Consider the following 21912-nt stretch of genomic DNA (forward strand, 5'->3'; position numbering starts at 1 on the left):
TGATCGTCGGCCCGATGCCCAGGAGCGGCAGGGAGGCCGGCAGGGGGCGCTACCGGCGGATCAGCCGCTGCGGAAGAGGCCGCGCGGAGCTGGGCGACGGGCTTGGCGCGGCGGCTGGCGACCGGCGGGGCGCCCGGCAGGGAAGCGGCGCGGGAGTGGCCGGCGCGGGGTGGCGGCGGGGGGCTGGGGGGACGGTCGCGGTCAGCCGTTGGGGACGAGGTCGGCCCATACCTGTTTGCCGCCGCTGACCGGCACCGTCCCCCACGCCGCCGATACCGCCTCCACGAGGAGGATGCCCCGGCCGCCGGTGGCCTCCCAGCCGATGCTGGTGGGCTTCACGGGGCTGCGCGGGGAGGAGTCGGCGACGGCGAGGCGCAGGCGGTGGTTGACCAGGGAGAGGTCGAGGCGGATCTGGCCGTCGGTGTGCACGAGGGCGTTGGTGACGAGTTCGGAGACCACCAGCAGGGCCGCCTCCACGGTCTCCGGGGAGACGCCCCAGGTGCGCAGGGTGCGCCGGGTGAAGCGGCGGGCGTGCCGGACCGCCTCCGGCAGCCGCCACACCGTCCAGCTCTCCCGCAGCGGGCGTACGGCCATCCCGTCGTAGCGCATCAGCAGCAGCGCGACGTCGTCGCCCCGGTGCGCGCCGCCGAGCAGCGCGTCGGCGACCAGCCCGAGGTGCTCGGGGTCGGCGGTGGCCAGCTGGGCGGCGAGCCGGTCCATGCCGACGTCGATGTCGACGTCCGGCGACTCCACCAGGCCGTCGGTGGTCAGCGCGATGACCGTGCCGGGCAGCAGCCGCAGCGGGGTCATCGGGAACTCGGCCCGCTCGAGCACGCCGAGCGGGGGTCCGCCCTCCGCCCGGAGGATCTCGGCGGTGCCGTCCGGGTGCCGCAGCACGGGCTGGAGGTGACCGGCGCGCACGCACCAGGCGGTGCCCTCCTCCATGTCGACGTCGACATAGGCGCAGGTGGCGAACAGGTCGGTCTCCATGTCCAGCAGCAGCCGGTTGGCGTGCGCGACGACCACGTCGGGCGCGTGTCCCTCGACGGCGTAGGCGCGCAGCGCGGTGCGCATCTGGCCCATCAGCGTGGCGGCGCCCGCGTTGTGGCCCTGGACGTCCCCGATGACGAGGGCCACGTGGTTGTCGGCGAGCGGGATCACGTCGTACCAGTCGCCGCCGACCTCCAGTCCGGCGGTGGTGGGCAGGTACCGGGCGACGGCGACCGCGCCGGGCAGCCGGGGCAGCCGGCGCGGCAGCAGGGTGCGCTGGAGCATGCCGACCAGTTCGTGCTCGGCGTCGAAGGCGTGGGCGCGCAGCAGGGCCTGGCCGGCGAGGCCCGCGCACGCGGTGAGCAGGGCCCGTTCGTCGGGGCTGAAGTGGTGCGGGCGGTCCCAGCCGATCAGGCAGGCGCCGGCCATGCGGCCGCCGGCGGGCAGCGGCAGCACCGCGAGGCCGCCGGGGCCGACCTCGGCGAGGGCGGGTTCCAGCGGACTGCCGGCGGGCCAGATCCGGGAGCGTCCCTCGCGCAGCGCGGTGGCCAGGGTGGGCATGGCGCGCACGGGTGCGTCGGGCCACTCGGTGCGCCATTCGGTGCGCCACACCTCGGGCCAGGCCTCGGGTTCGGGCGGGTCGAGGACGGTGACGACGAGCCGGTCGTTCTCCAGTTCGGCGAGCGCGAGCCGGTCGGCCTTCAGCGGCCCGCGCAGGGCGGCGACGACGGCCTTGCCGACGTCCTTGACGGTGGTGGCGGTGGCGAGGGACGCGGCCAGCCGCTGCACCCGGGCCACGTCGGTGACGTCGGAGCGCAGGGTGGAGGCGTCGGCGACGGTGCCGACCAGCCGGGCGGAGCGGCCCTCCCCGCCGGGCAGCAGCCGGCCGCGCAGCCGCAGCCACTTGGGCGGGCCGGAGGGCTGCAGGACGCGGAACTCCAGTTCGCGCTCGCCGATGGACATGTGGTCGGCCTCGACCACGGACATCAGCGCGGGCAGGTCCTCGGGAACGGTGAGCGCCAGCAGGGTCTCGACCCGGCCGTCGAAGTCGTCCCGGGCGATCCCGAACAGCCGCAGGATGCCGTCGCCGACCTCGACCCGGCCGCTGTCCATGGCGAGGCTGAAGGCGTCCGGCGCCATTTCGCCGCCCTCGCCGGGGGGCTCGGGCGCGCGGGGTACGGCGATCGCGCGGGCGACCAGCTCCAGGCAGGCGCGGTCGTCGGCGCCGAAGCCGCCGGGGTGCTCGCTGACGGCGAGCAGGCAGCCGCTGCCCGCCGGGCCGAGCGGCAGGGCGGCCAGGGAGAAGTCCGGGGACGGGGTGCGGCGGGCCTCGGGGCAGCCGGCGAGCTGCTCGGGGCTGAGCCAGACCGGATGTCCGCCGCGGTGGGCCTCGGCGACCGGGGAGCCGCCGGCGGCCGGGTAGCCGTCGCGGATCCCGTACAGGGTGCGCGGCAGGCCCGCCGACTCGGCGAGGCGCAGCTGGGCCGGGTCGTCGCCGGGCGTGTAGACCCCGGCGAAGGCGGCCCCGGCGAACACCAGCGCCTGTTCGAGGACCCGGTGGAGCCTGTCGGGCGCGGCGGGCGCCGCGGTGAGCGTGTCCAGGGCGGCTTCGGCACGCTCCGCTCTCGTTCTGCTGATCGCAGCGCCCTCGCTCCTCACCACTTCGCCATTACAGCGCGTGTGGGGCTCCCGCGCAGCCCCTGTGAAGGCTCGGGGTGCGTGGACGGGCCGTTCGCTCGAAAGCCGCCGAACACATCTTGACCCGTGCGTTCCGCACGGTGACCTCGTGACAGACATGACTGTCCGCGACCGTGCGGCTCCTGCGAGTGTCGTCTGCGGCCACACGACGAGGGGGCGGGAGGCGCATGGACAAGCGGTACGAGGTGTACGCGCTCGCCGACGGGCACTTCTACGACACGCCCGACCGGCTCGCGGGGGCGTCCGGTGAGCCGGCGCCGCTGTTCGCCACGGCGCGGCGCGCCGTCCCGGAGGGCTGGCACGCGGCGCGCTCCGGCGACTGGCTGACGCTGACCCCGGTCGGCGCGGACGGCGTGCCGCTCCCGTCGCCGGCGCAGGGCTGGAAGATCCATTCCTCCGCGACGGCCGCGAACGCGGAACGGATCGCGGACCTCGTGTGGGACTACTGCGTGCCGCGCCGCATCCCGTTCAAGTTCGTGCCGGGCCCGCACCTGCTGCACCTGCGCAACGCCAAGTACGCGGGCCGCGACACCAGCGGCAAGTTCGTCACGGTGTATCCGGCGGACGAGGAGCAGCTGCACCGGACGCTGCGGGAACTGGGCGCGCTGCTGGAGGGTTTCGAGGGGCCGTACATCCTCACCGACCTGCGCTGGTACGACGGTCCGCTGTACGTCCGCTACGGCGCCTTCGCCCGCCGGTACGTCGTCGACGAGCGCGGCTCGCTGGTCCCGGCGGTGACCGACGGCGCCGGACGTCTCGTGCCGGACCGGCGGGACCCGTCCTTCCAGGTGCCCGAGTGGGTGAGCCTGCCGGAGTTCCTGCGGCCGCATCTGGACGCCCGCAACACCACGACGGTCGGCGAGCTGCCGTACCGCATCGAGAAGGCGCTGCACTTCTCCAACGGCGGTGGGGTGTACGCCGGCACCGATACGCGGGACGGGCGCCGGGTGGTGCTGAAGGAGGCCCGGCCGCACGCGGGGCTCGCCGCCGACGGAGCGGACGCGGTGGCCCGGCTGGAGCGGGAGAAGGCGGCGCTGGAGCGGGTCGCCGGGACCGGTGTGGTGCCCGAGGTACGGGACTGGTTCACGCTCGGCGAGCACCGGTTCCTGGTCATGGACCATGTGGCGGGCCGCCCGCTCAACTCCTTCTTCGCCGAGCGGCATCCGCTGCTCACGCCCGACCCCGACCCGGCCGCGATCGCCGCGTACACGGAGTGGGCGCTGCGGATCAACGCGGCGGTGGAGCGGGCGGTGGCGGCGGTGCACGCGCGCGGGCTGGTCTTCAACGACCTGCATGTCTTCAACATCATGGTGTCCGAGGACGAGCGGTCGGTGAGTCTCATCGACTTCGAGGCCGCCGCGCCGGCCGCTCAGAACGCCCGGCAGACCGTCGCGCACCCCGGCTTCTTCGCCCCGCCGGACCGCCGGGGCACGGATGTCGACCGCTATGCGCTGGCCTGTCTGCGGCTCGCCCTGTTCCTGCCGGTGACCACGCTGTTCGTGGTGGACCGCGGCAAAGCGGCGCATCTCGCGCAGGTGATCGCCGAGCAGTTCCCGGACGTGCCGCGGGACTACCTGGACGAGGCGGTCGCCGAGATCACCCGGGACCCGGCGGGCGGGCGGCGCAGCCGGCCGGCGCCGCCGGTGGTGCCCGGTGACTGGCCCTACAGCCGGGACTCGATGGTGAAGGCGATCCTCGCCTCCGCCACCCCGGAACGCGACGACCGGCTCTTCCCCGGTGACATCGCCCAGTTCGCGGACGGCGGCGGCCTCGGCCTCGCGCACGGTGCGGCGGGGGTGCTGTACGCGCTCGAGGCGTCCGGGGCCGGCCGGTACGACGAGGGCGAGCGCTGGCTGCTGGACCACACCGCCCCGCCGCCGCCCGGCACCCCGCTCGGCCTGTACGACGGTCTCGCGGGCGTCGCCCTGGTACTGGACCGACTCGGTCACCGGCAGCGGGCGCTGGACCTGATCGACGGCATCCTGCGGGAGAACTGGCGCAGCCTCGCCTCCGACCTGCACGGCGGGCTCGCCGGGCTCGGCCTGGTCCTCGCCCGTCTCGCGGCCACCACCGGCGAACCGGCCCTGCGACGGCACGCCGCCGAGGCCGCCGACATCCTGCTGCGCCGACTCGCCGAACCGGTACCGGACGGCCCGCGCCGGCGCGCCGGACTGCTGCGCGGCGCGAGCGGACCCGCGCTGTTCCTGATCCGGCGGTACGAGGAGACCGGCGAGGAGCGCTGCCTGAGCGGGGCGGCCGAGGCGCTCCGCCGCGACCTGGACCGCTGTGTGACCCAGGAGGCGGGCGGCGGCCTGGAGGTGGACGAGGGCTGGCGGACACTGCCGTACCTCGGCGATGGCAGCGCCGGGATCGGCCTGGTGCTCGACGACTTCCTCGCCCACGCGGACAGCGCCGGGTTCGAACGTGCCCGGGCCGGCATCCGCACCGCCGCGACCTCCCGCTTCTACGCCCAGCCCGGCCTCTTCCAGGGCCGCGCCGGAATGATCCTGCACCTGGCCCGCAGCACCGCGCCGGACGACGGCCGCGACCGTCTGGAGCAGCAGATCGCGGCGCTGGGCTGGCTCGCGATGGACTACCAGGGCCAACTGGCCTTCCCAGGGCACCAGATGATGCGGCTCTCCATGGACCTCGCCACCGGCACGGCGGGCTGCCTGCTCGCGCTCGCCGCCGCCCGCGACGGCGCCCGCGGCGCACACCTGCCCTTCCTTCCGCCGCCACGAGCGGCCCGCACACGCGGCTCCGCACCGACGGAGCCGTGACACAACCCCGTCCCCAACCAAGGGAAAGGACACCGTCATGGCACTGCTGGACCTGCAGACCCTCGAGTCCGAGGAGCACACCCACACCGGCGCGAGCACCGCGAGCCTGCTCTCCTGTGTCTCGGCGGCGAGCGTTCTGCTCTGCCTCTGACCGGGCCGGTGAGTCCACGGCTCCGGACGGCCCCTCTCCCGCGGGAGGGGCCGTCCGGAGCCTCTCCGGCCGGAAGGGCGGGGTGGCCCTCCCGGCGAGGGAGAGCCCAAAGGAAGCCCCGGCAGCACCGCGAGCAAGGCGCGGTCCCCAGCGCCACGGCCTCCGCGAGCGAGCTGCCGCCCAAGCACCGCCGGCCGCCACGAACCAGCCCCCGAAGCCCGGGTCGCCGCGATCAGGCCTCCGTCCGGAGTCCCCTCGGGCTCCGCGAACAAGCCACCACCCGAAGCACCACCGGCCGCCGCGCGAGCGAGCCGCCCACCGGGGCCTGCATGCGGCGGCGGGCGACCGCCCGGAGCCCGGTCCCTCCCGTTCCCGTTCCGTCCGATCCCAGGGAGCCCGCAGCCCATGAACTCCCGCCCGGACAGCGCCACTTCGGCGACCGGCCGGGCCCTGTCGCGCGGGGTGCTGCGGCAGGGCGGCGTCCGCTGTGCCGCGCTGTGTGCCGTGAGCACGACCGCCACCGCGGCGGGCCTGCTGCTGCCCGCTCTGCTGGGCCACACCCTGGACCTGCTGCTGGCCCGCGCCCCGGCGGCCCGCTGGCTCGGCTGCTGTGCCGCCGTCGTCCTGCTGCTCGCCCTGCTGGACGGCTGCGCGGGCGTCCTCAGCGGTACCGCCGACGCGCACGCCACCGCATGGCTGCGCCGGCAGCTCACCGGGCACGTCCTGGCGCTCGGCCCGCGCGCGACGGCCCGCTTCGGCGCGGGGGACCTGGTGGCACGGCTGGTCGGCAACGCCGCGCAGGCCGGGACCGCGCCGGGCGCGCTGGCCGCGCTGCTCGGCGCGCTCGCCGGGCCCGTCGGGGGCGTGGTGGCGCTCGGCCTCATCGACCCGTGGCTGGCCGCCGTGTTCCTCGCCGGGGCACCGGTGCTGGCCCTGCTGCTGCGCGCCTTCGCCCGGGACACGTCGGCGTGCGTGGCCGACTACCAGCGGGTGCAGGGCCGGATCGCGGGCGCGCTGGCGGAGGCGGTCGGCGGTGTCCGTACGATCCGGGCCGCCGCGGCCGAGGAGCGCGAGACGGCCCGGATCCTGGCACCGCTGCCCGAGCTGTCCCGCGCCGGGCACCGCATGTGGCGGGTGCAGGGGCGGGCCGCCGCCCGGGCGGTCACGGTGGCGCCGCTGCTGAACCTGGGCGTGCTGGCGGTGGCCGGGCTGCTGCTGGCCCGGCACCGGCTGTCGGTGGGCGACGTGCTGGCCGCCTCCCGGTACGCGGTGCTGGCCACCGGCGTCGGCGCGCTGGTCGGACAGCTGGCCGCGCTCGCCCGGGCCCGCGCGGCGACCGGCCGGCTCGCCGAGGTGCGCGCCGATCCCGCGCCCGGACACGGCACCCGCCGCCTGCCGCCGGGCAACGGGCGGCTGGAGCTGCGGGCGGTGACCGCACGCCGGGGCGGCCGAACCGTCCTGGACGGCGTCGACCTGACCGTGCCGGGCGGCACCACCCTGGCCGTCGTCGGCCGCTCCGGCGCCGGGAAGTCCCTGCTCGCCGAGGTGGCCGGCCGGCTCGCCGACCCCGACGAGGGGGAGGTGTCGCTGGACGGCGTCCCGCTGCGCGACCTCGCCCGTCCGGAACTGCGCCGCGCCGTCGCCTACGCCTTCGAGCGCCCTGCCCTGCTCGGCACGACCGTCGAGGACGCGATCGCCTTCGGTCCCACGGCCGCCACCCCGGCCGCCGTCCGCTCCGCCGCCCGGCGCGCCCACGCCGACGACTTCGTACGGCGCCTTCCCGACGGCTACGCCACCCCCGTCACCGACGCGCCCTGCTCCGGCGGCGAGTCCCAGCGCCTGGGCCTGGCCCGCGCCTTCGCGCACGGCGGCCGCCTGCTCATCCTCGACGACGCCCTGTCCAGCCTCGACACCGTCACCGAACACCACATCACCCGGACCCTGCTGGCGCCCGACCCCGGCCGCACCCGCCTGCTGATCGCCCACCGCGCGTCGACGGCGGCCCGCGCGGACAGGGTCGCCTGGCTGGACGCCGGCCGGGTCAGGGCGGTCGGGACGCACCGGGAGCTGTGGCGGGAGCCGGAGTACCGGGCGGTGTTCGGGGACGGCGAGGGGGAGGTCCGGGACGAGGAGGTCCGGGACGAGGCCGGGACGGAGTCGCGAGGCCGATGACGGTGCCGGTGCCGGTGCCGGGCCGGGCGCGCCGTCCCCGGGGGGCGGCCGGTCGCGGGGCGGGCCCGACGGCCGTACCGGGTGAGCGAAGCCCCGCGCCGGCCCGCCACCGGAGCCCGGCGGCGGGCCGGCGGACGTACGCGGCGCGGCACGGCCGCACCAGGCGCGCGCCGGACCACAGGCGCGGGACGGTCCATGTGCAGGGCGAGAAGCGGCCCGGAACGGGAGGTGACGGACGTGCGTGACGAGGACCGCCCGCCCGAGACGGACGGAGACCGGATGCGCGGCCCGGCCCCCGGGCACCCGGAGCGTGCACGCGGCCGGGCCTACCGGTTCCTGCGGGTGCGTGGGCGGGTGCTGGTCCGGCTCGGCGCCTGGTCCGTGCTGGAGGCCGGGCAGACCTTCCTCGTCGGATACGCCCTCGCGCGGGCGCTGGACGCCGGGTTCCTGGCCGGGAACGCACGGGCCGGCCTGCTGTGGCTGGGGGCCGCGGGGCTCGCCGTGTGCGCCGGGGCGTACGGGACCGGGCGGGTGTACGGCGTGGTCGCGGCGCTGGTCGAGCCGGTCCGGGACCGGCTGGTGACGGCGGTGGTCGCGCGCGGGGTGCGGGAGGCGGACCCGGGCGCGCTGTCCGGGCTCACCCAGCAGGTGGAGCTGGCACGGGACACCCTCGCCGGTGTGGTGATGGTGTCGCGTTCGTTCCTGTTCACCGCCGCGGGCGCCCTGATCGGCCTGTTCTCCCTGGCCCCGCTGCTGCTGGCGGTCGTCCTGCCCCCGCTGCTCGCCGGGGTGGCCCTGTTCGCCGCGACGCTCGGCCCGCTGGCCCGCCGTCAGGAGGCGTTCCTCGCCGCCGACGAGGCACTGGCCCAGGCGCTGGGCGCGGTCTGCCCGGGACTGCGGGACGTCACGGCGGCCGGCGCCGAGGACCGGGTCGCCGGCACCGTCGGCGAGCGCACCGACGCGGAACTGCGGGCCGCCCGCGCCCTGGCCCGCTGGAGCGTGGCCCGCGTGGCCGCGCTCGCGGTGGGCGGCGAACTTCCCGCGGTACTGCTCCTGCTCACGGCCCCCTGGCTGCTCGACCACGGCGTCACACCGGGCGCCCTGGTGGGCGCGCTCGCCTATGTCACCCAGTCCTTGCTCCCGGCCCTGAACAACCTGGTCCACGGCCTGGGCACGAGCGGCTCGCGCCTGACCGTCGTGCTCCGCAGGCTGACCCGGGCCTCTCGACCCCTGGAGGCGCAACCCGCCAAGGGGCGCGGGGCGGTGTTCATCAGCGGCTCCGCCGCCGGGCGCGACACACCACAACGGACCGTTACCCGCCGTACCACCGCACTCCCCCCTCCCTCCTGCGCCCTCTCCCTCACCTCGGTCACCTTCGCCTACGGCCCCGCCGGCGAACCCGTCCTCGACGACCTCACCCTCGCCCTCCCCACCGGCGCCCACCTGGCCGTAGTGGGCCCCAGCGGAATCGGCAAGTCGACGCTCACCGCGCTGATCGCCGGTCAGCTGACCCCCCAGCGCGGCACCGTCCGCGTGCACGAGGCGAGCGTCCTCATCCCGCAGGAGGCCTACGTCCACACCGGCACCCTCGCCGAGAACCTGGCCCTCCACCGCTCCGGCCCGGTACCCGAGCCCGAACTCCTGGCCGCCGCCGACGCCGTCGGTCTGACCCCCTTGCTGGAAACACTGGGCGGACCCGACGCCTGCCTCGAACCGGCGGAGCTCTCCGCAGGGGAGCGGCAGCTCATCGCGCTGACCCGGGCCTACCTCTCCCCCGCCCCGCTGGCCCTGCTGGACGAGGCGACCTGCCATCTCGACCCGGCGGCCGAGGCGCGCGCGGAGCGGGCCTTCGCGGCGCGCCCGGGCGGCACGCTGATCGTCGTCGCCCACCGGATCAGTTCCGCCCGCCGCGCCGGCCGGATCCTCGTCATGGACGGCGCGCGCACCGCCTGCGGCAGCCATGAGGAGCTGCTGCGCGCTTCGGCCCTGTACCGGGACCTGGCCGGCCACTGGACGACGCCGCCCCTCACACCCAGCCCTCCCCCCGCGATATGCGAATCGCGTCGATCCGGTTCCGCGCCCCGGTCTTGCGGGTGATCGACGCCATGTAGTTGCGGACCGTGCCGTGGGACAGATGCAGGCTGCCGGCGATCTCCGCGATGGACGCGCCGCCGGCCGCCAGGGAGAGCACGCTCAGTTCGCGTCTGGTCAGCGGCATCTGGGCCGCCTTGAGGAAACCGAAGCCCAGCGAGTCATCGACGAAACGTTCCCTCGCGGCGACCGACCGGATGGCGCGCAGCAGCCGGTCCGGGGAGCCCGCCTTGTCCACGAAACCGAGCGCGCCCGCCTCGGCGGCCCGCTTCAGCAGCCCGGGCCGGTTCGAATGGGCCAGCACCACGAGCGCCGGCGGCCTGCCGCCGGCGCCGGGCGGGCACAGCTCGCCGAGCGGCGGCACCCCATGACCGTCGGCACAGTCGAGGTCCGCCGCGCACACGTCCGGCCGTAAGGACCGCATCCGCGTGACCGCACCCCGCCATGGCGTGTCGTCCACGTCCAGCCCGGGTTCCCGCCGCAGCCATTCGGCCAGGACCGATCGCACCAGACACGCGTCCTGCACCAGAAGCACCCGGATCACTGCCCCGCCCCCTCGGATGGTCGTCGTACGCCCGTTCCTGTCGTTCCTCGTCGCCGCCCGTGCCGCCGTGGTCCGCGTCCTCGTGCCCTCGCGGTCCGCCACGTCCGTGCCGTGGCCCGGGCACGGCAGGCGCGTGCCCATTCTTGGCCGCCGGTACCGTTCGCGGGCGCGGAGATCAGGCCATCAGGGTGCGCGGGGGCGCACACGAGGCGCCCGTACGCCGTCCGCGCTTCCGCTGCCCGGGCATGGGTGCGGCCGGACGGGGTATCCGGAGGCGGCGCCACCCGGGGGGCCCGACGGGCGGCCGGGGTGCGCGGCGCGCGCCCGCGAGGGAATCTTGTGCCCAGGATGCGACGCGGCCGGGCGAGGAGGTGGTCGGCGTGTCCGACGGGCCGGGACCGGCACCGGCGGCCGACGGGGCACCGGCCGCCCATCAGGTGCTGTCGCTCCAGCTGGTCTCGATGATGCAGGAGGTGCACGCGCACTCCGGCGCCGTCTACCTGCTCGGGCACGACGAGCCGGTCCTGAGGATGGCGGTGCACGCGGGCATGCCCCGGTCGTTCGCGGCGCCGTGGGAGCGGGTCGGGCTGTCCGCGCCGATCCCGGTCGCCGACGCGGTGCGCGAGCGGCGGCTGGTGTGGGTGGGCGGCGAGGAGCAGATGGCCCGCTGCTATCCGCGCATCGCGGTGGTGCTCCCGTACCCCTTCGCGCTGGCCGCGCTGCCCGTGGCGACCGAGCGACAGGTGTACGGCGCGGTGTTCGTGACCTGGCCCGGGGCTCATCCGCCGGAGCTGTCCGACTGGGAGCGGGACCGTCTGTGGGCGGCCTGCGAGCGGCTGGCGCTGCGGCTGGAACGGGCCGAGCGGGAGGACCGGCCGCTCGACCGCGAGGCGGATGTGCTGGCGGAGCCGGTGTCGACCGTGGCGGAGACGCTGGGCGCGGTGGAGGCGACGCGGATGGTCGCCCGGCTGCCGTACGGGTTGGTGTCGCTCGATCTTCACGGCCGGATCGGCTTCGTCAACACGGCCGCCGCCGAGCTGCTCGGCAGACCGGCCGGGGAGCTGCTGGGCACGCCGTTGTGGGCGTCGGTGCCCTGGCTGAACGACCCGATGTACGAGGACCGGTACCGGGGGGCGCTGCTCAGCCAGGAGGCGATGTCGTTCGTGGCGCTGCGCCCGCCGGGTGAGTGGCTGTCGTTCCGGATGTATCCGAGCACGACCGGGCTGAGCGTGCGGATCACCCGGGTCGGGGCGGTGGCGGAGGCGGCGCGCGGGCCGGCGCGGGAGGACGCGCCCCCGCCCAGGCTGGTGACGATCTCCCAGGTGCTGAGCTTCGCGGGCGCGCTGACCGAGGCGGTCGGCGTGCAGGACGTGGTGCAGCTGGTCTGGGACGAGGTGGCACCGGCGGTCGGCAGCCAGGCGATGGTGATCCTCGGCTCGCAGGGCGGGCGGCTGCACGTGCTGGGGCATCGCGGTTACCCGGACCCGCACACCGTGGAGCGGTTCGACGGGCTGCCGCTGACCGAGCGGACCCCGGGCACCCAGGCGCTGAACAGCGGGGTGCCCGCGTTCTTCGACTCCCAGGTCGAGCTGGAACGGTTGTATCCGGGCCGGCACGAGACCCCGGACGGCTTCGCTGCCTGGGCGTATCTGCCGCTGATCGCGTCCGGGCGGCCGGTGGGCACCTGTGTGCTGGCGTACGCCGAGCCGCACGTCTTCCCGGCCGACGAGCGGGCCGTCCTGACGTCCCTGGGTGGCCTGATCGCGCAGGCGCTGGAGCGGGCCCGGCTCTACGACGCCAAGCACCGCCTCGCGCACGGGCTCCAGCAGGCCCTGCTGCCGCGCATCCTGGCGCCGCCGCCCGGCATCGAGGCCGCCGCCCGCTATCTGCCCGCCACCCACGGCATGGACATCGGCGGCGACTTCTACGACCTGGTGCCGACGCTGCCGCTCACGGCCGCGGTGATCGGGGACGTCCAGGGGCACAACGTGACCGCGGCCGGCCTGATGGGGCAGATCCGCACCGGGGTGCGGGCGTACACCACGGTGGGACAGGCCCCGCACGAGGTCATGAGCAGCACGAACCGGCTGCTGGTCGACCTGGGCAGCGAGCTGTTCGCCAGCTGCCTGTATCTGCGGCTGGACCCCGCGCGCGGGCGGGCCGTCATGGCGCGGGCGGGGCATCCGCCGCCGCTGCTGAGACGGCCGGACGGCCGGGTGCGGGTGCTGGACCTGGCCGGTGGGCCGCTGCTCGGAATCGCCCCGGACGCGGTGTACCCGACGACCGAGGTGTCCCTCGCGCCCGGCTCGGTTCTCGTCCTGTACACCGACGGCCTGGTGGAGGCGCCCGGTGTCGACATCGAGGACGCGCTGTGCGGCCTGGGCGCGCTGCTGTCGGAGACCGGCGACCGGCCGCTGGAGCAACTGGCGGACGACGTGGTCCGCCAGAGCGCGGCGGCGCGGGAGCGGGTGGACGACGTGGCGGTGCTGCTGCTGCGGGCCTGCGACGCCTGACCGCGTGCGACGGTCCGGCCCTCCCGAGGGAGGGCCGGACCGTTCCCCGGCCGGCCGGAGCCAGGGTGGGGCAGGGCCCCGAAGGGGCGCGGGGCTGTACCGATGTGCGGCTCCGCCGCGTGGGCGCGACCGGCCACGGCGCCGCCTCGGACGAAAGACGGCCGGTCGTGCCACCCACCGCGGCCCTTCCGGCGCAGCGCTACCGCGTACTGGTCAGGGACGAGCCGTCGTTCGCGGTACCCGCGCCGGACTGGTCGCTTCCGCTGCCGGACGGGTCCGCGGAGCCGGCACCGGCACCGGACTGGTCCCCCGCAGACGCCGACGGGTCGGCCGAGCCGCCGATCTGGTCGCCGCCCGCGCCGGACTGGTCGCCCGCCGAGGCCGACGGGGCGGCCGAACCGGACTGGTCACCCGCGCCCGACTGGTCGCCCGCCGAGGCCGACGGGGCGGCGGAACCCGACTGGTCGCCCGCGCCGTTGCCCGCGTTGCCGCCGTTGCCGCCGTTGCCGCCGTTGCCGAGGGTCGCGCCGGTGGCCTGCAGGGCGGCGGTGACCGGCTGGAAGAAGGTCTCGCCGCCGTTGGTGCAGTCGCCGCTGCCGCCGGAGGTGAGGCCGACGGCGCCGCCGTCCTGGGTGAACAGGGAGCCGCCGCTGTCCCCGGGCTCGGCGCAGACGTTGGTCTGGATGAGGCCGTTGACGGTGTCGGTGCCGCCCGGGACGGTCTCGCTCGCGAAGTTCACGGTGGCGTCGAGGCCGGTGACCTGGCCGTCGTGCAGTCCGGTGGTGGAGCCCATGCGGAACACGGTCTCGCCGACCGTGGCATCGGCGGCCTGGGTGATCTGGACGGTCTGCCCGTTGCCGGTGTTGACCTCGCTCGGCGCCTGCGTGCTCGTGTCGTTGTACTTGACGAGCGAGAAGTCGTTGCCGGGGAACTTGGCCTGGTCCACGGTGGCGACGGGCTGCCCGTTCTGCGAGTCGGACCAGTCCTTGGCGGCGACTCCGCAGTGACCGGCCGTCAGGAAGGCGGGGCTGCCGTCGGAGGCGGTGACGTTGAAGCCGAGCGAGCAGCGGACGCCACCCTGCTGGGTCTGGGCGAAGATGGCGTCACCGCCCGAGACGAAGGTCTTGAAGGTGCCGGCGGACTTCTTCAGCGTCGCCATGCCGGAACCGAGGCTCTGCACGGTCGACTGCAGTCTGTTCCACTTGGCGCCGGTGACGGTGGAGTCGGCGGTGACGAGGACCTTGTCGGTCCGCGGGTCCACGGCCCAGGAGGTGCCGGGGATGGTGGCCTTGGTCCTGAGCGTGGTGGCGGCGGCCTTGAGGTCGCTCGTGCTGTTCTTCACCTGGCGGACGACAGCGCCCGCGTTCTTCGCCTGCTGGATCACGTTGTTGTCGCCGCTGACCACGTTGACGACGAGCTGCTGCTTGCCGCTGTCGAAGTACGAACCGGCGAAGGCGTCGCCGAGTGCCTTCTGCAGCTGAGCGGAGAGGCCGGACGCCTGACTGGCCTTCAGGGTCCTCGCCGCGCCGGTGGTGCCCGAGGCCTGGTTGTGGTCCTGGGACGCGTTGGCGTTGGGCAGCAGAATGGCCGCCGCTCCGAGCGCCGCGACACCGCCCACCGCTATCGCCGCCTTGCGCTTGGGCATTCGCTTGTGACTCAAACTTCTCGACCTCCTGGGACGGGGGCCTGCCGCTTGCGGGCAGTGCGTATCGGGGCGCCTGGATGGCCGTACGTACGCACCGGCCGTCCGGTGTGTTCAATTCCGTTTCCCAACCGCCGTGCCGGGTGGGCGAATCGGCCAGGCTCCGCGTGTCGCCGCGGACGGCCGGGAAGAACCCCCGCATGACGATGACCCCGGCCGAGGCCGACAAGATCCTCTCCGCCCACTTCGCCCCCTGGGTGCTCGATCTCGCCCTCGCCGTGGAGGCGGTGGGCGAGGACCGGGCCGTGCTGCGTCTGCCCTGGTCCGAGCGGCTGGCCCGGGAGGGCGGGGGCCTGTCGGGGCAGGCGCTGATGGCGGCCGCCGACACGGCGACGGTGATCGCGGTGTCCGCGGCGCGGGGCGGCTTCGTACCGATGACGACGGTGCAGCAGTCGACGTCGTTCCAGCGGGCGGTGACCGGTTCGGATGTCCGGATCGAAGCGGTCCTGACGAAGCTGGGCCGGCGGATGGCCTTCGCGGACATCACGCTGAGCGACGCGGAGTCGGGCGCGCTCGCGGCCCGGGCGAGCACGGTGTACGCGATCCTTGGCTGACACGTTCCGCTACCGATCAGTAACGGTCCGTTCCGCGCCTGATCCGGAATCCCGGTTTCAGGGAATCTACACATTGAATACTCAACGAAGTCACTGACGGCCGGGGATCTGCACATCCGCGCGCCCCTCGTCGCTCCATTGGGGCGGAGTGCCGGATTCGCGTTCCGGCGGACAAGCCTTCGCGCGCGACGATGCCGTGCCGCATGTGAAGGAGTGGCCGACATGTCGTGCGCACGCCTGCACGGATGGGGCAGGTGGCGCGGCAAGTCCGCTGGTGAGAGCCCTGGTTGATTGGAAGCGCGCCCCGCCTGCGTGCTTTGATCCATCGCACCGCGGGGGTCGCGGAGGGCTCCCGGAGACGGGGGCCCGGCGCCCGCGGTCGCGGCCGTCCGTCTGTCCCCAGAGGGGGCCGCTCCCCCTTGTGAAATATCCATAGGAAGGGAAGTTCCATCATGAACTCCACCCCCCAGGTCGAGACCGTCGAGATCTCGGACGCCGAGCTGGACAGCATCTCCGGCGGTCTGTCCGTGAACACCCTGAACACCGTCACCGGTGCCGTGAACGGCGTTGCCCCGGTCTCCGGCGCGGTGGACACGGTTGTCGGCACCGTCGAGGGCGTCACCGGCCTGAACGTGCAGCCGGTCACCAACCTGGTCGCCGGTCTCTGATCGCACCTCGTTGCATCGGAAGTCCCGGAGCCGTGCCCGGCTCCGGGGCTCTCGGATGCCCTGAAACACCAGCGTCTCTCCCACAGGTGAGGGAAGTTCCGTGCAGTTCCGCCAACAGGCCCTCGCCAAGCTCCAGTCGCCCGAAGAGCTGGACCTCCCGGTGCGGCTGGCCCGCCCCCAGGGCTGGCTCGCGCTGGGCGTCACCGTCGTCGTCATGGCGGTCGCCTCCGTCTGGGCGGTGACCGGTTCGGTCGCCTCCACGGTGAGCGCACCGGCCATCCTCACCCACGGACAGGGCAGTTACGTGCTGCAGAGCCCGGTGTCCGGCCAGGTGACGGCCGTCCTCGCCCGGCAGGGCGAGCGGCTGCCCGCGAACGCGCCGGTCCTCAAGGTCCGTACCGCGCAGGGCGACTCGGTGGTCCGCACGGTCGCCGCCGGCCGGGTCACCACGCTCGCCGCCACCATCGGGCAGATCATCCAGACCGGCACCGATGTCGCCGCCGTGGAGAAGGTGGCGCACGCCTCCGACCCGCTGTACGCGACCGTGTACGTGCCCGCGCAGAACGCGGCCGCCATCCCCGCCCACGCCTCCGTCGACCTCACCGTGTCCTCGGTGCCGACGCAGACCTACGGCGTGCTGCGCGGCGAGGTGAAGTCGGTGGACCGCACCGCGCAGTCCGCCCAGTCGATCTCCGCGTTCCTCGGCGACAGCCAACTCGGGCAGCAGTTCAGCGGCAAGGGCCGCCCGGTGGCCGTGCTGGTCGCGCTCGACAGGTCGGCGAGCACGAAGAGCGGTTACCGGTGGTCCACCACCGACGGACCGCCGTTCCGGCTCGACTCCATGACGCTCGCCTCCGGTTCCATCAGGCTGGCCGACCAGCACCCCGTCGATTGGCTGCTCCCGTGACCGCCACGCAGGAGACCCGCAGTCGCAGACGCGCGGCCCCGGCCAAGCGGCCGGTCCCCAAGCCCCGTGGCGGCACGGTCCGCACGCCCACCGTGCTCCAGATGGAGGCCGTCGAGTGCGGCGCCGCCTCCCTGGCGATGGTCCTCGCGCACTACGGCCGGCACGTCCCGCTGGAGGAGCTGCGGATCGCCTGCGGTGTCTCCCGCGACGGCTCGCGCGCCTCCAACCTGCTGAAGGCGGCCCGCAGTTACGGCCTGACGGCCAAGGGCATGCAGATGGACCTGGCCGCCCTCGCCGGGGTGCAGGCACCGGCCATCCTGTTCTGGGAGTTCAACCACTACGTCGTCTTCGACGGCATGGGCCGCCGCTTCGGCCGCCGGGGCGTGTACATCAACGACCCCGCCAAGGGCCGCCGTTTCGTGCCCATGGAGGAGTTCGACGGCAGCTTCACCGGTGTGGTGCTGGTGCTGGAGCCGGGCGACGGCTTCACCAGGGGCGGGCGCAAGCCGGGCGTGCTCGGCGCGATGCCGGCCCGGCTGCGCGGCACCGCCGGCACCCTGCCCGCCGCCGTCCTGGCCAGCCTGCTGCTCGTCGCGGTCGGCGCCGCCGTGCCCGCGCTCAGCCGCACCTACATCGACACGTTCCTCATCGGCGGCCGGACCTCCCTGCTGGGCGTGCTGTTCGCCTCGATGGGCACCTGTGTCCTGCTCACCCTGGTGCTGACCTGGCTGCAGCAGGCCAACCTGCTGCACGGCCGGATCATCTCCTCCACCCTCTCCAGCGCCCGCTTCCTGCGCCATCTGCTGCGGCTGCCGGTAACCTTCTTCGCCCAGCGCTCCCCCGCCGACCTGGTGCAGCGCCTGCAGTCCAACGACCAGGTCGCCGAGACCCTGGCCCGGGACCTCGCGGCGGCGGGCGTGGACGCGATCGTCGTCGTGCTGTACGCCGTGCTGCTCTACACCTACGATCCGCAGCTGACGTTCGTCGGCATCGGCGTGGCCCTGCTCAACGTGGTCGCCATGCGGCTGGTGGTACGGCTGCGGGCGACCCGTACGGCGAAGCTGCGCGCGGACACGGCACGGCTGACGAACACGTCGTACACCGGTCTGCAGCTGATCGAGACGATGAAGGCGACCGGCGGCGAGGACGGCTACTTCCGCAAGTGGGCCGGGCAGCACGCCACCACCCTGGAGGAGCAGCAGCGGCTGGGGGTGCCGAGCGCATGGCTGGGCGTGGTCGCCCCCACTCTGGCCACCTTCAACAGCGCGCTGATCCTGTGGATCGGCGGCCTGCGCGCGGTCGAGGGGCACATCTCGGTGGGTCTGCTGGTCGCCTTCCAGGCGCTGGTCACCCGGTTCACCGCTCCCCTCACCCGGCTCAACGGCGTGGCGGGCCGCATCCAGGACTTCGCGGCCGACGTGGCCCGGCTGAAGGACGTGGAGAACTTCCAGGCCGACCCGCTCTACGCCCGTCCGGGCAGCGGCGACTCCACCCGCCGGCTGCACGGGCACGTCGAGCTGGAGAACGTCACCTTCGGCTACAGCCCGCTGGACAAGCCGCTGCTGAGCGGCTTCGACCTGACCGTGGGCCCGGGGCAGCAGGTGGCGCTGGTCGGCGGCTCCGGCAGCGGCAAGTCCACGGTGTCCCGGCTCATCTCCGGCCTCTACGCGCCCTGGGACGGAGTGATCCGCATCGACGGCCGCCGTCTGGAGGACATCCCGCGCGGTGCGCTCGCGGCGTCCGTCTCCTTCGTGGACCAGGACGTGTTCCTCTTCGAGGGCTCGGTGCGCGACAACGTCGCCCTGTGGGACCCGTCGATCCCGGACGAGGCCGTGGTGGAGGCGCTGAAGGACGCGGCCCTGTACGACGTGGTGATGCGCCGGCCCGGCGGCATCCACAGCAAGGTCGAGCAGGACGGCCACAACTTCTCCGGCGGCCAGCGGCAACGGCTCGAGATCGCCCGGGCCCTGGTCCGCAGGCCGAGCATCCTCGTCCTGGACGAGGTGACCAGCGCGCTGGACGCGGAGACCGAGCTGGTCGTGATGGACAACCTGCGCCGGCGCGGCTGCGCCTGCGTGGTGATCGCGCACCGGCTGAGCACGGTCCGCGACAGCGACGAGATCGTCGTGCTCCAGCACGGCACGGTCGTCGAGCGCGGGCGGCACGAGGAGCTGGTGGCGCACGGCGGCGCGTACGCCGCGCTGGTCAGGGAGCGATGAGATGACGACCGTTCAGGAGGGCTACGACGGCGACCTCGTGCTCGGCGCGCTGGGGTCCATGGGCACCCGCGTCGACTGCGCCGGCTTCAACCGGCTCGACCTCGAAGGCCCGCAGGTGCTGTGGCTGGTCGCGGCCGGCGCCCTGGACCTGTTCGCGGTGGACGCCGTCCAGCAGGGCCACTGGCACCACCTGGGCCGGCTGGAGCCGGGCGCGCTGCTGCTCGGCCCGGTCGCGGGGCCCCAGCACACCCTGGTGGCCCGCCCGGTCCGGGACTGCGTGGTGCACCGGATCAACCTGCGCGAGCTGTACCAGCCGGCGAACACCCAGACCTGGTCGTACGACGAGTACGGCAACCCCCAGTACGTGCCGCCCGCCACCAGCCCGCTGGAGTACGCGGTCGCGCTCGGCGTCGGCCGCGGCCTGTCCGTGCTGTTCCAGGCGCCGATGGCGGAGGACCGGGCCGCCACGCCGACGGACGACGACGTGTTCTGGATGCAGGTGCCGCCGGGCAGCGTCCAGTACGGCTCGCTGTACGGCGCGGAGGCCGCCGCCGACCTGCTGATGGACCCGGCGCTGTGGCAGTCCATGGTCGACCAGCAGTACCGGCTGCTGACCGCGCTGGACCGGTGGATCGAGCAGCTGGAGCGCACCCACGAGACCCGCACGGCCGCCGGGATCAAGGCCGGCGAGGCGGTGCGCGCGCAGGCCGACCAGACCCTGCTGGCGTCCATCGGCAAGCGCTCGGCCCGCCGGACGACGGCCGCCGATGCGGACGCCGGTTACGCCGCGTGCAAGCTGGTCGCCGAGGCGGCCGGGATCAAGCTCGCCGAGCCCGCGCAGAGCGGCACCGAGAGCGAACGCCTCGACCCGGTCGAACGGGTGGCGCTCGCCTCCCGGGTGCGCACCCGGGCCGTACGGCTGCAGGGGCGCTGGTGGCGGGAGAACGTGGGCCCGCTGGTCGGGCACCGTGCGCTGTCCGGGGCGCCGGTCGCGCTGCTGTGGCGGCGCGGCGGGTACGTGGCCGTCCACCCCGGCACCGGGCGTGAGACGCCGATCGAGAAGGCGAACGCGGAGGAGTTCGAGCCGCGCGCGGTGATGTTCTACCGGCCGCTGCCCGACAAGGCGCTCTCCCCGTTCGGTCTGCTGCGGTTCAGCCTCCAGGGCACCCGCGGCGACCTGCTCGGTCTGATTCTCGCGGGCCTGGTGACGGTGGCGATCGGCGCGCTGGTGCCGGTCGCGACGGGCAGGGTGCTCGGCGAGTACGTGCCGCGGGCGCAGACGGGCCTGATCGTCCAGGTGTGCCTGGCCGTGATGGTGAGCGGGGTCGTGGCGGCGGCGTTCACGCTGCTGGAGAACCTGTCCATCCTGCGGCTGGAGGGCCGGATCGAGTCGGCGCTCCAGCCGGCCGTCTGGGACCGGCTGCTGCGCCTGCCCACCCGGTTCTTCACCCAGCGCTCCACCGGTGAACTCGCCAGCGCGGCGATGGGCATCAGCGCGATCCGCCGGCTGCTCGCGGGCGTCGGCCCGGTGGTCGCGCAGTCGGTGACCGTCGGCGCGATGAACCTGGGTCTGCTGTTCTGGTACAGCCCCTCGATGGCCATGGCCGCGCTCGGCATGCTCGTCGTCATCGCGGCCGTGTTCCTGGGACTCGGGCTGTGGCAGGTGCGCTGGCAGCGCAAGCTCACGGTGCTCGGCAACAAGCTCAACAACCAGGCCTTCCAGACCCTGCGCGGCCTGCCCAAGCTGCGGGTGGCCGCGGCCGAGAACTACGCGTACGCGGCCTGGGCGCGGGAGTTCGCGCACAGCCGGGAGCTGCAGCAGAAGGTCGGCCGGATCAAGAACCTCACCACGGTGCTCGGCGGGATCTATCTGCCGGTGTGCACCCTGCTGATGTTCATGCTGCTGGCGGGCCCGGCGCGGGGCGCGATGTCGGCGGCGGACTTCCTGACCTTCAACACCTCGGTGACGATGGTGCTGACCTCGGTCACCCAGCTGACCGGCTCCTTCGTCTCGGCGGTGGCGGCGCTGCCGCTGTTCGAGGAGATCAAGCCGGTCTTCGAGGCGACCCCCGAGGTGCGCACGTCGAGCACCCGGCCGGGCCCGCTGTCCGGCGCGCTCGAGGCCCGCCGGCTGTCCTTCCGGTACGCCGACGACGGCCCGCTCGTCCTGGACGACGTGTCCTTCGCCGTCCGGCCGGGCGAGTTCGTGGCGGTCGTCGGCCCGAGCGGCTGCGGCAAGTCCACCCTGCTCCGCCTGCTCATCGGCTTCGACAAGCCGGTCTCCGGCAGCGTCCTGTACGACGGCCAGGACCTCGCGGCGCTCGACCAGTCGGCCGTGCGCCGCCAGTGCGGGGTCGTGCTCCAGCACGCGCAGCCGTTCACCGGCTCCATCCTGGACGTCATCTGCGGCACCGAGCCGTACACGCCGGAGGAGGCGATGGCGGCGGCCGAGATGGCGGGGCTCGCGGAGGACATCAAGCGGATGCCGATGGGGCTGCACACGATCGTCGGCGGCAACGGCGCGATCTCCGGCGGTCAGCGGCAGCGGCTGATGATCGCCCAGGCGCTGATCCGGCGCCCGCGCATCCTGTTCTTCGACGAGGCCACCAGTGCCCTCGACAACGACACCCAGCGGATCGTCATCGACAGCACGCGCAAGCTGAACGCCACCCGCGTCGTCATCGCGCACCGGCTGTCGACGGTGCTGGACGCCGACCGGGTGATCGTGATGGAGGACGGCAAGGTCGTCCAGCAGGGGGCACCGGCGCAGCTGCTCGCCGACACCACGGGCCGGCTGCACGAGCTGGTGCGCCGCCAGCTGACGTAGCACCGGCGGCGAGCCCGGGAACGCTCAGGTCTGCGACGGGCCGGCAAACGCTCAGTCCTTGCGACGGCCGGGAACCGCTCAGGTCTGCGACGGACC

At 74.4% G+C, this 21912-nt stretch carries 13 protein-coding genes; 10 read left to right on the plus strand and 3 right to left on the minus strand.

Annotated elements, in window-relative coordinates; all coding sequences use genetic code 11:
- Positions 1–201 precede the first annotated feature (201 nt).
- Positions 202–2649 carry a SpoIIE family protein phosphatase gene (locus tag ABB07_RS02965; protein ID WP_244189725.1) on the minus strand — a complete coding sequence of 816 codons (2448 nt, stop codon included), beginning with the start codon at positions 2647–2649 and terminating at the stop codon, positions 202–204.
- A gap of 206 nt (positions 2650–2855) precedes the next feature.
- On the opposite strand from ABB07_RS02965, the gene lanKC reads away from it, so the two are divergent.
- The 4 genes from lanKC to ABB07_RS02985 all read left to right on the plus strand — a co-directional run bounded on the left by lanKC (position 2856) and on the right by ABB07_RS02985 (position 9888).
- Complete coding sequence (lanKC, locus tag ABB07_RS02970; protein ID WP_208897088.1) at positions 2856–5468, plus strand: class III lanthionine synthetase LanKC; 2613 nt, start codon at positions 2856–2858, stop codon at positions 5466–5468.
- A gap of 37 nt (positions 5469–5505) precedes the next feature.
- Positions 5506–5619, plus strand: a complete 114-nt coding sequence (locus ABB07_RS02975) for a SapB/AmfS family lanthipeptide (RefSeq protein ID WP_055704589.1) — start codon at positions 5506–5508, stop codon at positions 5617–5619.
- 405 nt (positions 5620–6024) lie between these two features.
- Entirely contained in the window at positions 6025–7791 is a 1767-nt protein-coding gene (locus ABB07_RS02980) for an ABC transporter ATP-binding protein (RefSeq protein WP_208897089.1), read from the plus strand.
- A gap of 279 nt (positions 7792–8070) precedes the next feature.
- Entirely contained in the window at positions 8071–9888 is a 1818-nt protein-coding gene (locus ABB07_RS02985; protein WP_208903250.1) for an ATP-binding cassette domain-containing protein, read from the plus strand.
- Here the strand turns inward: ABB07_RS02985 and ABB07_RS02990 are convergent.
- Positions 9818–10426, minus strand: a complete 609-nt coding sequence (locus ABB07_RS02990) for a response regulator transcription factor (protein WP_244189196.1) — start codon at positions 10424–10426, stop codon at positions 9818–9820. The two genes, ABB07_RS02985 and ABB07_RS02990, sit on opposite strands and share 71 nt — an antisense overlap.
- 371 nt (positions 10427–10797) lie before the next feature.
- Here ABB07_RS02990 and ABB07_RS02995 point away from each other — a divergent pair, with 371 nt between their 5' ends.
- Entirely contained in the window at positions 10798–12939 is a 2142-nt protein-coding gene (locus ABB07_RS02995; protein WP_425264674.1) for a SpoIIE family protein phosphatase, read from the plus strand.
- 199 nt (positions 12940–13138) lie between these two features.
- Here ABB07_RS02995 and ABB07_RS03000 read toward each other — a convergent pair whose 3' ends face one another.
- Positions 13139–14584, minus strand: coding sequence for a S1 family peptidase (locus ABB07_RS03000; RefSeq protein WP_208903251.1), 1446 nt, complete (start codon positions 14582–14584; stop codon positions 13139–13141).
- Between the two features lie 197 nt (positions 14585–14781).
- Here ABB07_RS03000 and ABB07_RS03005 point away from each other — a divergent pair, with 197 nt between their 5' ends.
- The 5 genes from ABB07_RS03005 to ABB07_RS03025 all read left to right on the plus strand — a co-directional run bounded on the left by ABB07_RS03005 (position 14782) and on the right by ABB07_RS03025 (position 21816).
- Positions 14782–15195 carry a PaaI family thioesterase gene (locus ABB07_RS03005; protein WP_208897092.1) on the plus strand — a complete coding sequence of 138 codons (414 nt, stop codon included), beginning with the start codon at positions 14782–14784 and terminating at the stop codon, positions 15193–15195.
- A 452-nt stretch (positions 15196–15647) separates the two neighbouring features.
- Positions 15648–15863, plus strand: coding sequence for a type A2 lantipeptide (locus ABB07_RS03010; protein ID WP_208897093.1), 216 nt, complete (start codon positions 15648–15650; stop codon positions 15861–15863).
- Positions 15864–15963: 100 nt separating this feature from the next.
- A complete protein-coding gene (locus ABB07_RS03015) occupies positions 15964–16770 on the plus strand; it encodes an HlyD family efflux transporter periplasmic adaptor subunit (protein ID WP_208897094.1) in 807 nt (268 codons plus the stop codon).
- Positions 16767–18989, plus strand: a complete 2223-nt coding sequence (locus ABB07_RS03020; protein WP_208897095.1) for an NHLP family bacteriocin export ABC transporter peptidase/permease/ATPase subunit — start codon at positions 16767–16769, stop codon at positions 18987–18989. The genes ABB07_RS03015 and ABB07_RS03020 overlap by 4 nt, the downstream gene beginning before the upstream one ends.
- Before the next feature lies 1 nt (position 18990).
- Positions 18991–21816, plus strand: a complete 2826-nt coding sequence (locus ABB07_RS03025; RefSeq protein ID WP_208897096.1) for an NHLP bacteriocin export ABC transporter permease/ATPase subunit — start codon at positions 18991–18993, stop codon at positions 21814–21816.
- Positions 21817–21912: the final 96 nt, after the last annotated feature.

The sequence above is a fragment of the Streptomyces incarnatus genome (assembly GCF_001027185.1).
GTDB classification, from domain to species: domain Bacteria; phylum Actinomycetota; class Actinomycetes; order Streptomycetales; family Streptomycetaceae; genus Streptomyces; species Streptomyces puniciscabiei.

Excerpts from the sequence above, each read along its gene's own strand:
- lanKC (WP_208897088.1), top strand. The coding sequence starts at position 2,856 with ATGGACAAGCGGTACGAGGTGTACGCGCTCGCCGACGGGCACTTCTAC.
- ABB07_RS02975 (WP_055704589.1), top strand. The coding sequence starts at position 5,506 with ATGGCACTGCTGGACCTGCAGACCCTCGAGTCCGAGGAGCACACCCAC.
- ABB07_RS02980 (WP_208897089.1), top strand. The coding sequence starts at position 6,025 with ATGAACTCCCGCCCGGACAGCGCCACTTCGGCGACCGGCCGGGCCCTG.
- ABB07_RS02985 (WP_208903250.1), top strand. The coding sequence starts at position 8,071 with ATGCGCGGCCCGGCCCCCGGGCACCCGGAGCGTGCACGCGGCCGGGCC.
- ABB07_RS03000 (WP_208903251.1), bottom strand. The coding sequence starts at position 14,584 with ATGCCCAAGCGCAAGGCGGCGATAGCGGTGGGCGGTGTCGCGGCGCTC.
- ABB07_RS03005 (WP_208897092.1), top strand. The coding sequence starts at position 14,782 with ATGACGATGACCCCGGCCGAGGCCGACAAGATCCTCTCCGCCCACTTC.
- ABB07_RS03010 (WP_208897093.1), top strand. The coding sequence starts at position 15,648 with ATGAACTCCACCCCCCAGGTCGAGACCGTCGAGATCTCGGACGCCGAG.
- ABB07_RS03025 (WP_208897096.1), top strand. The coding sequence starts at position 18,991 with ATGACGACCGTTCAGGAGGGCTACGACGGCGACCTCGTGCTCGGCGCG.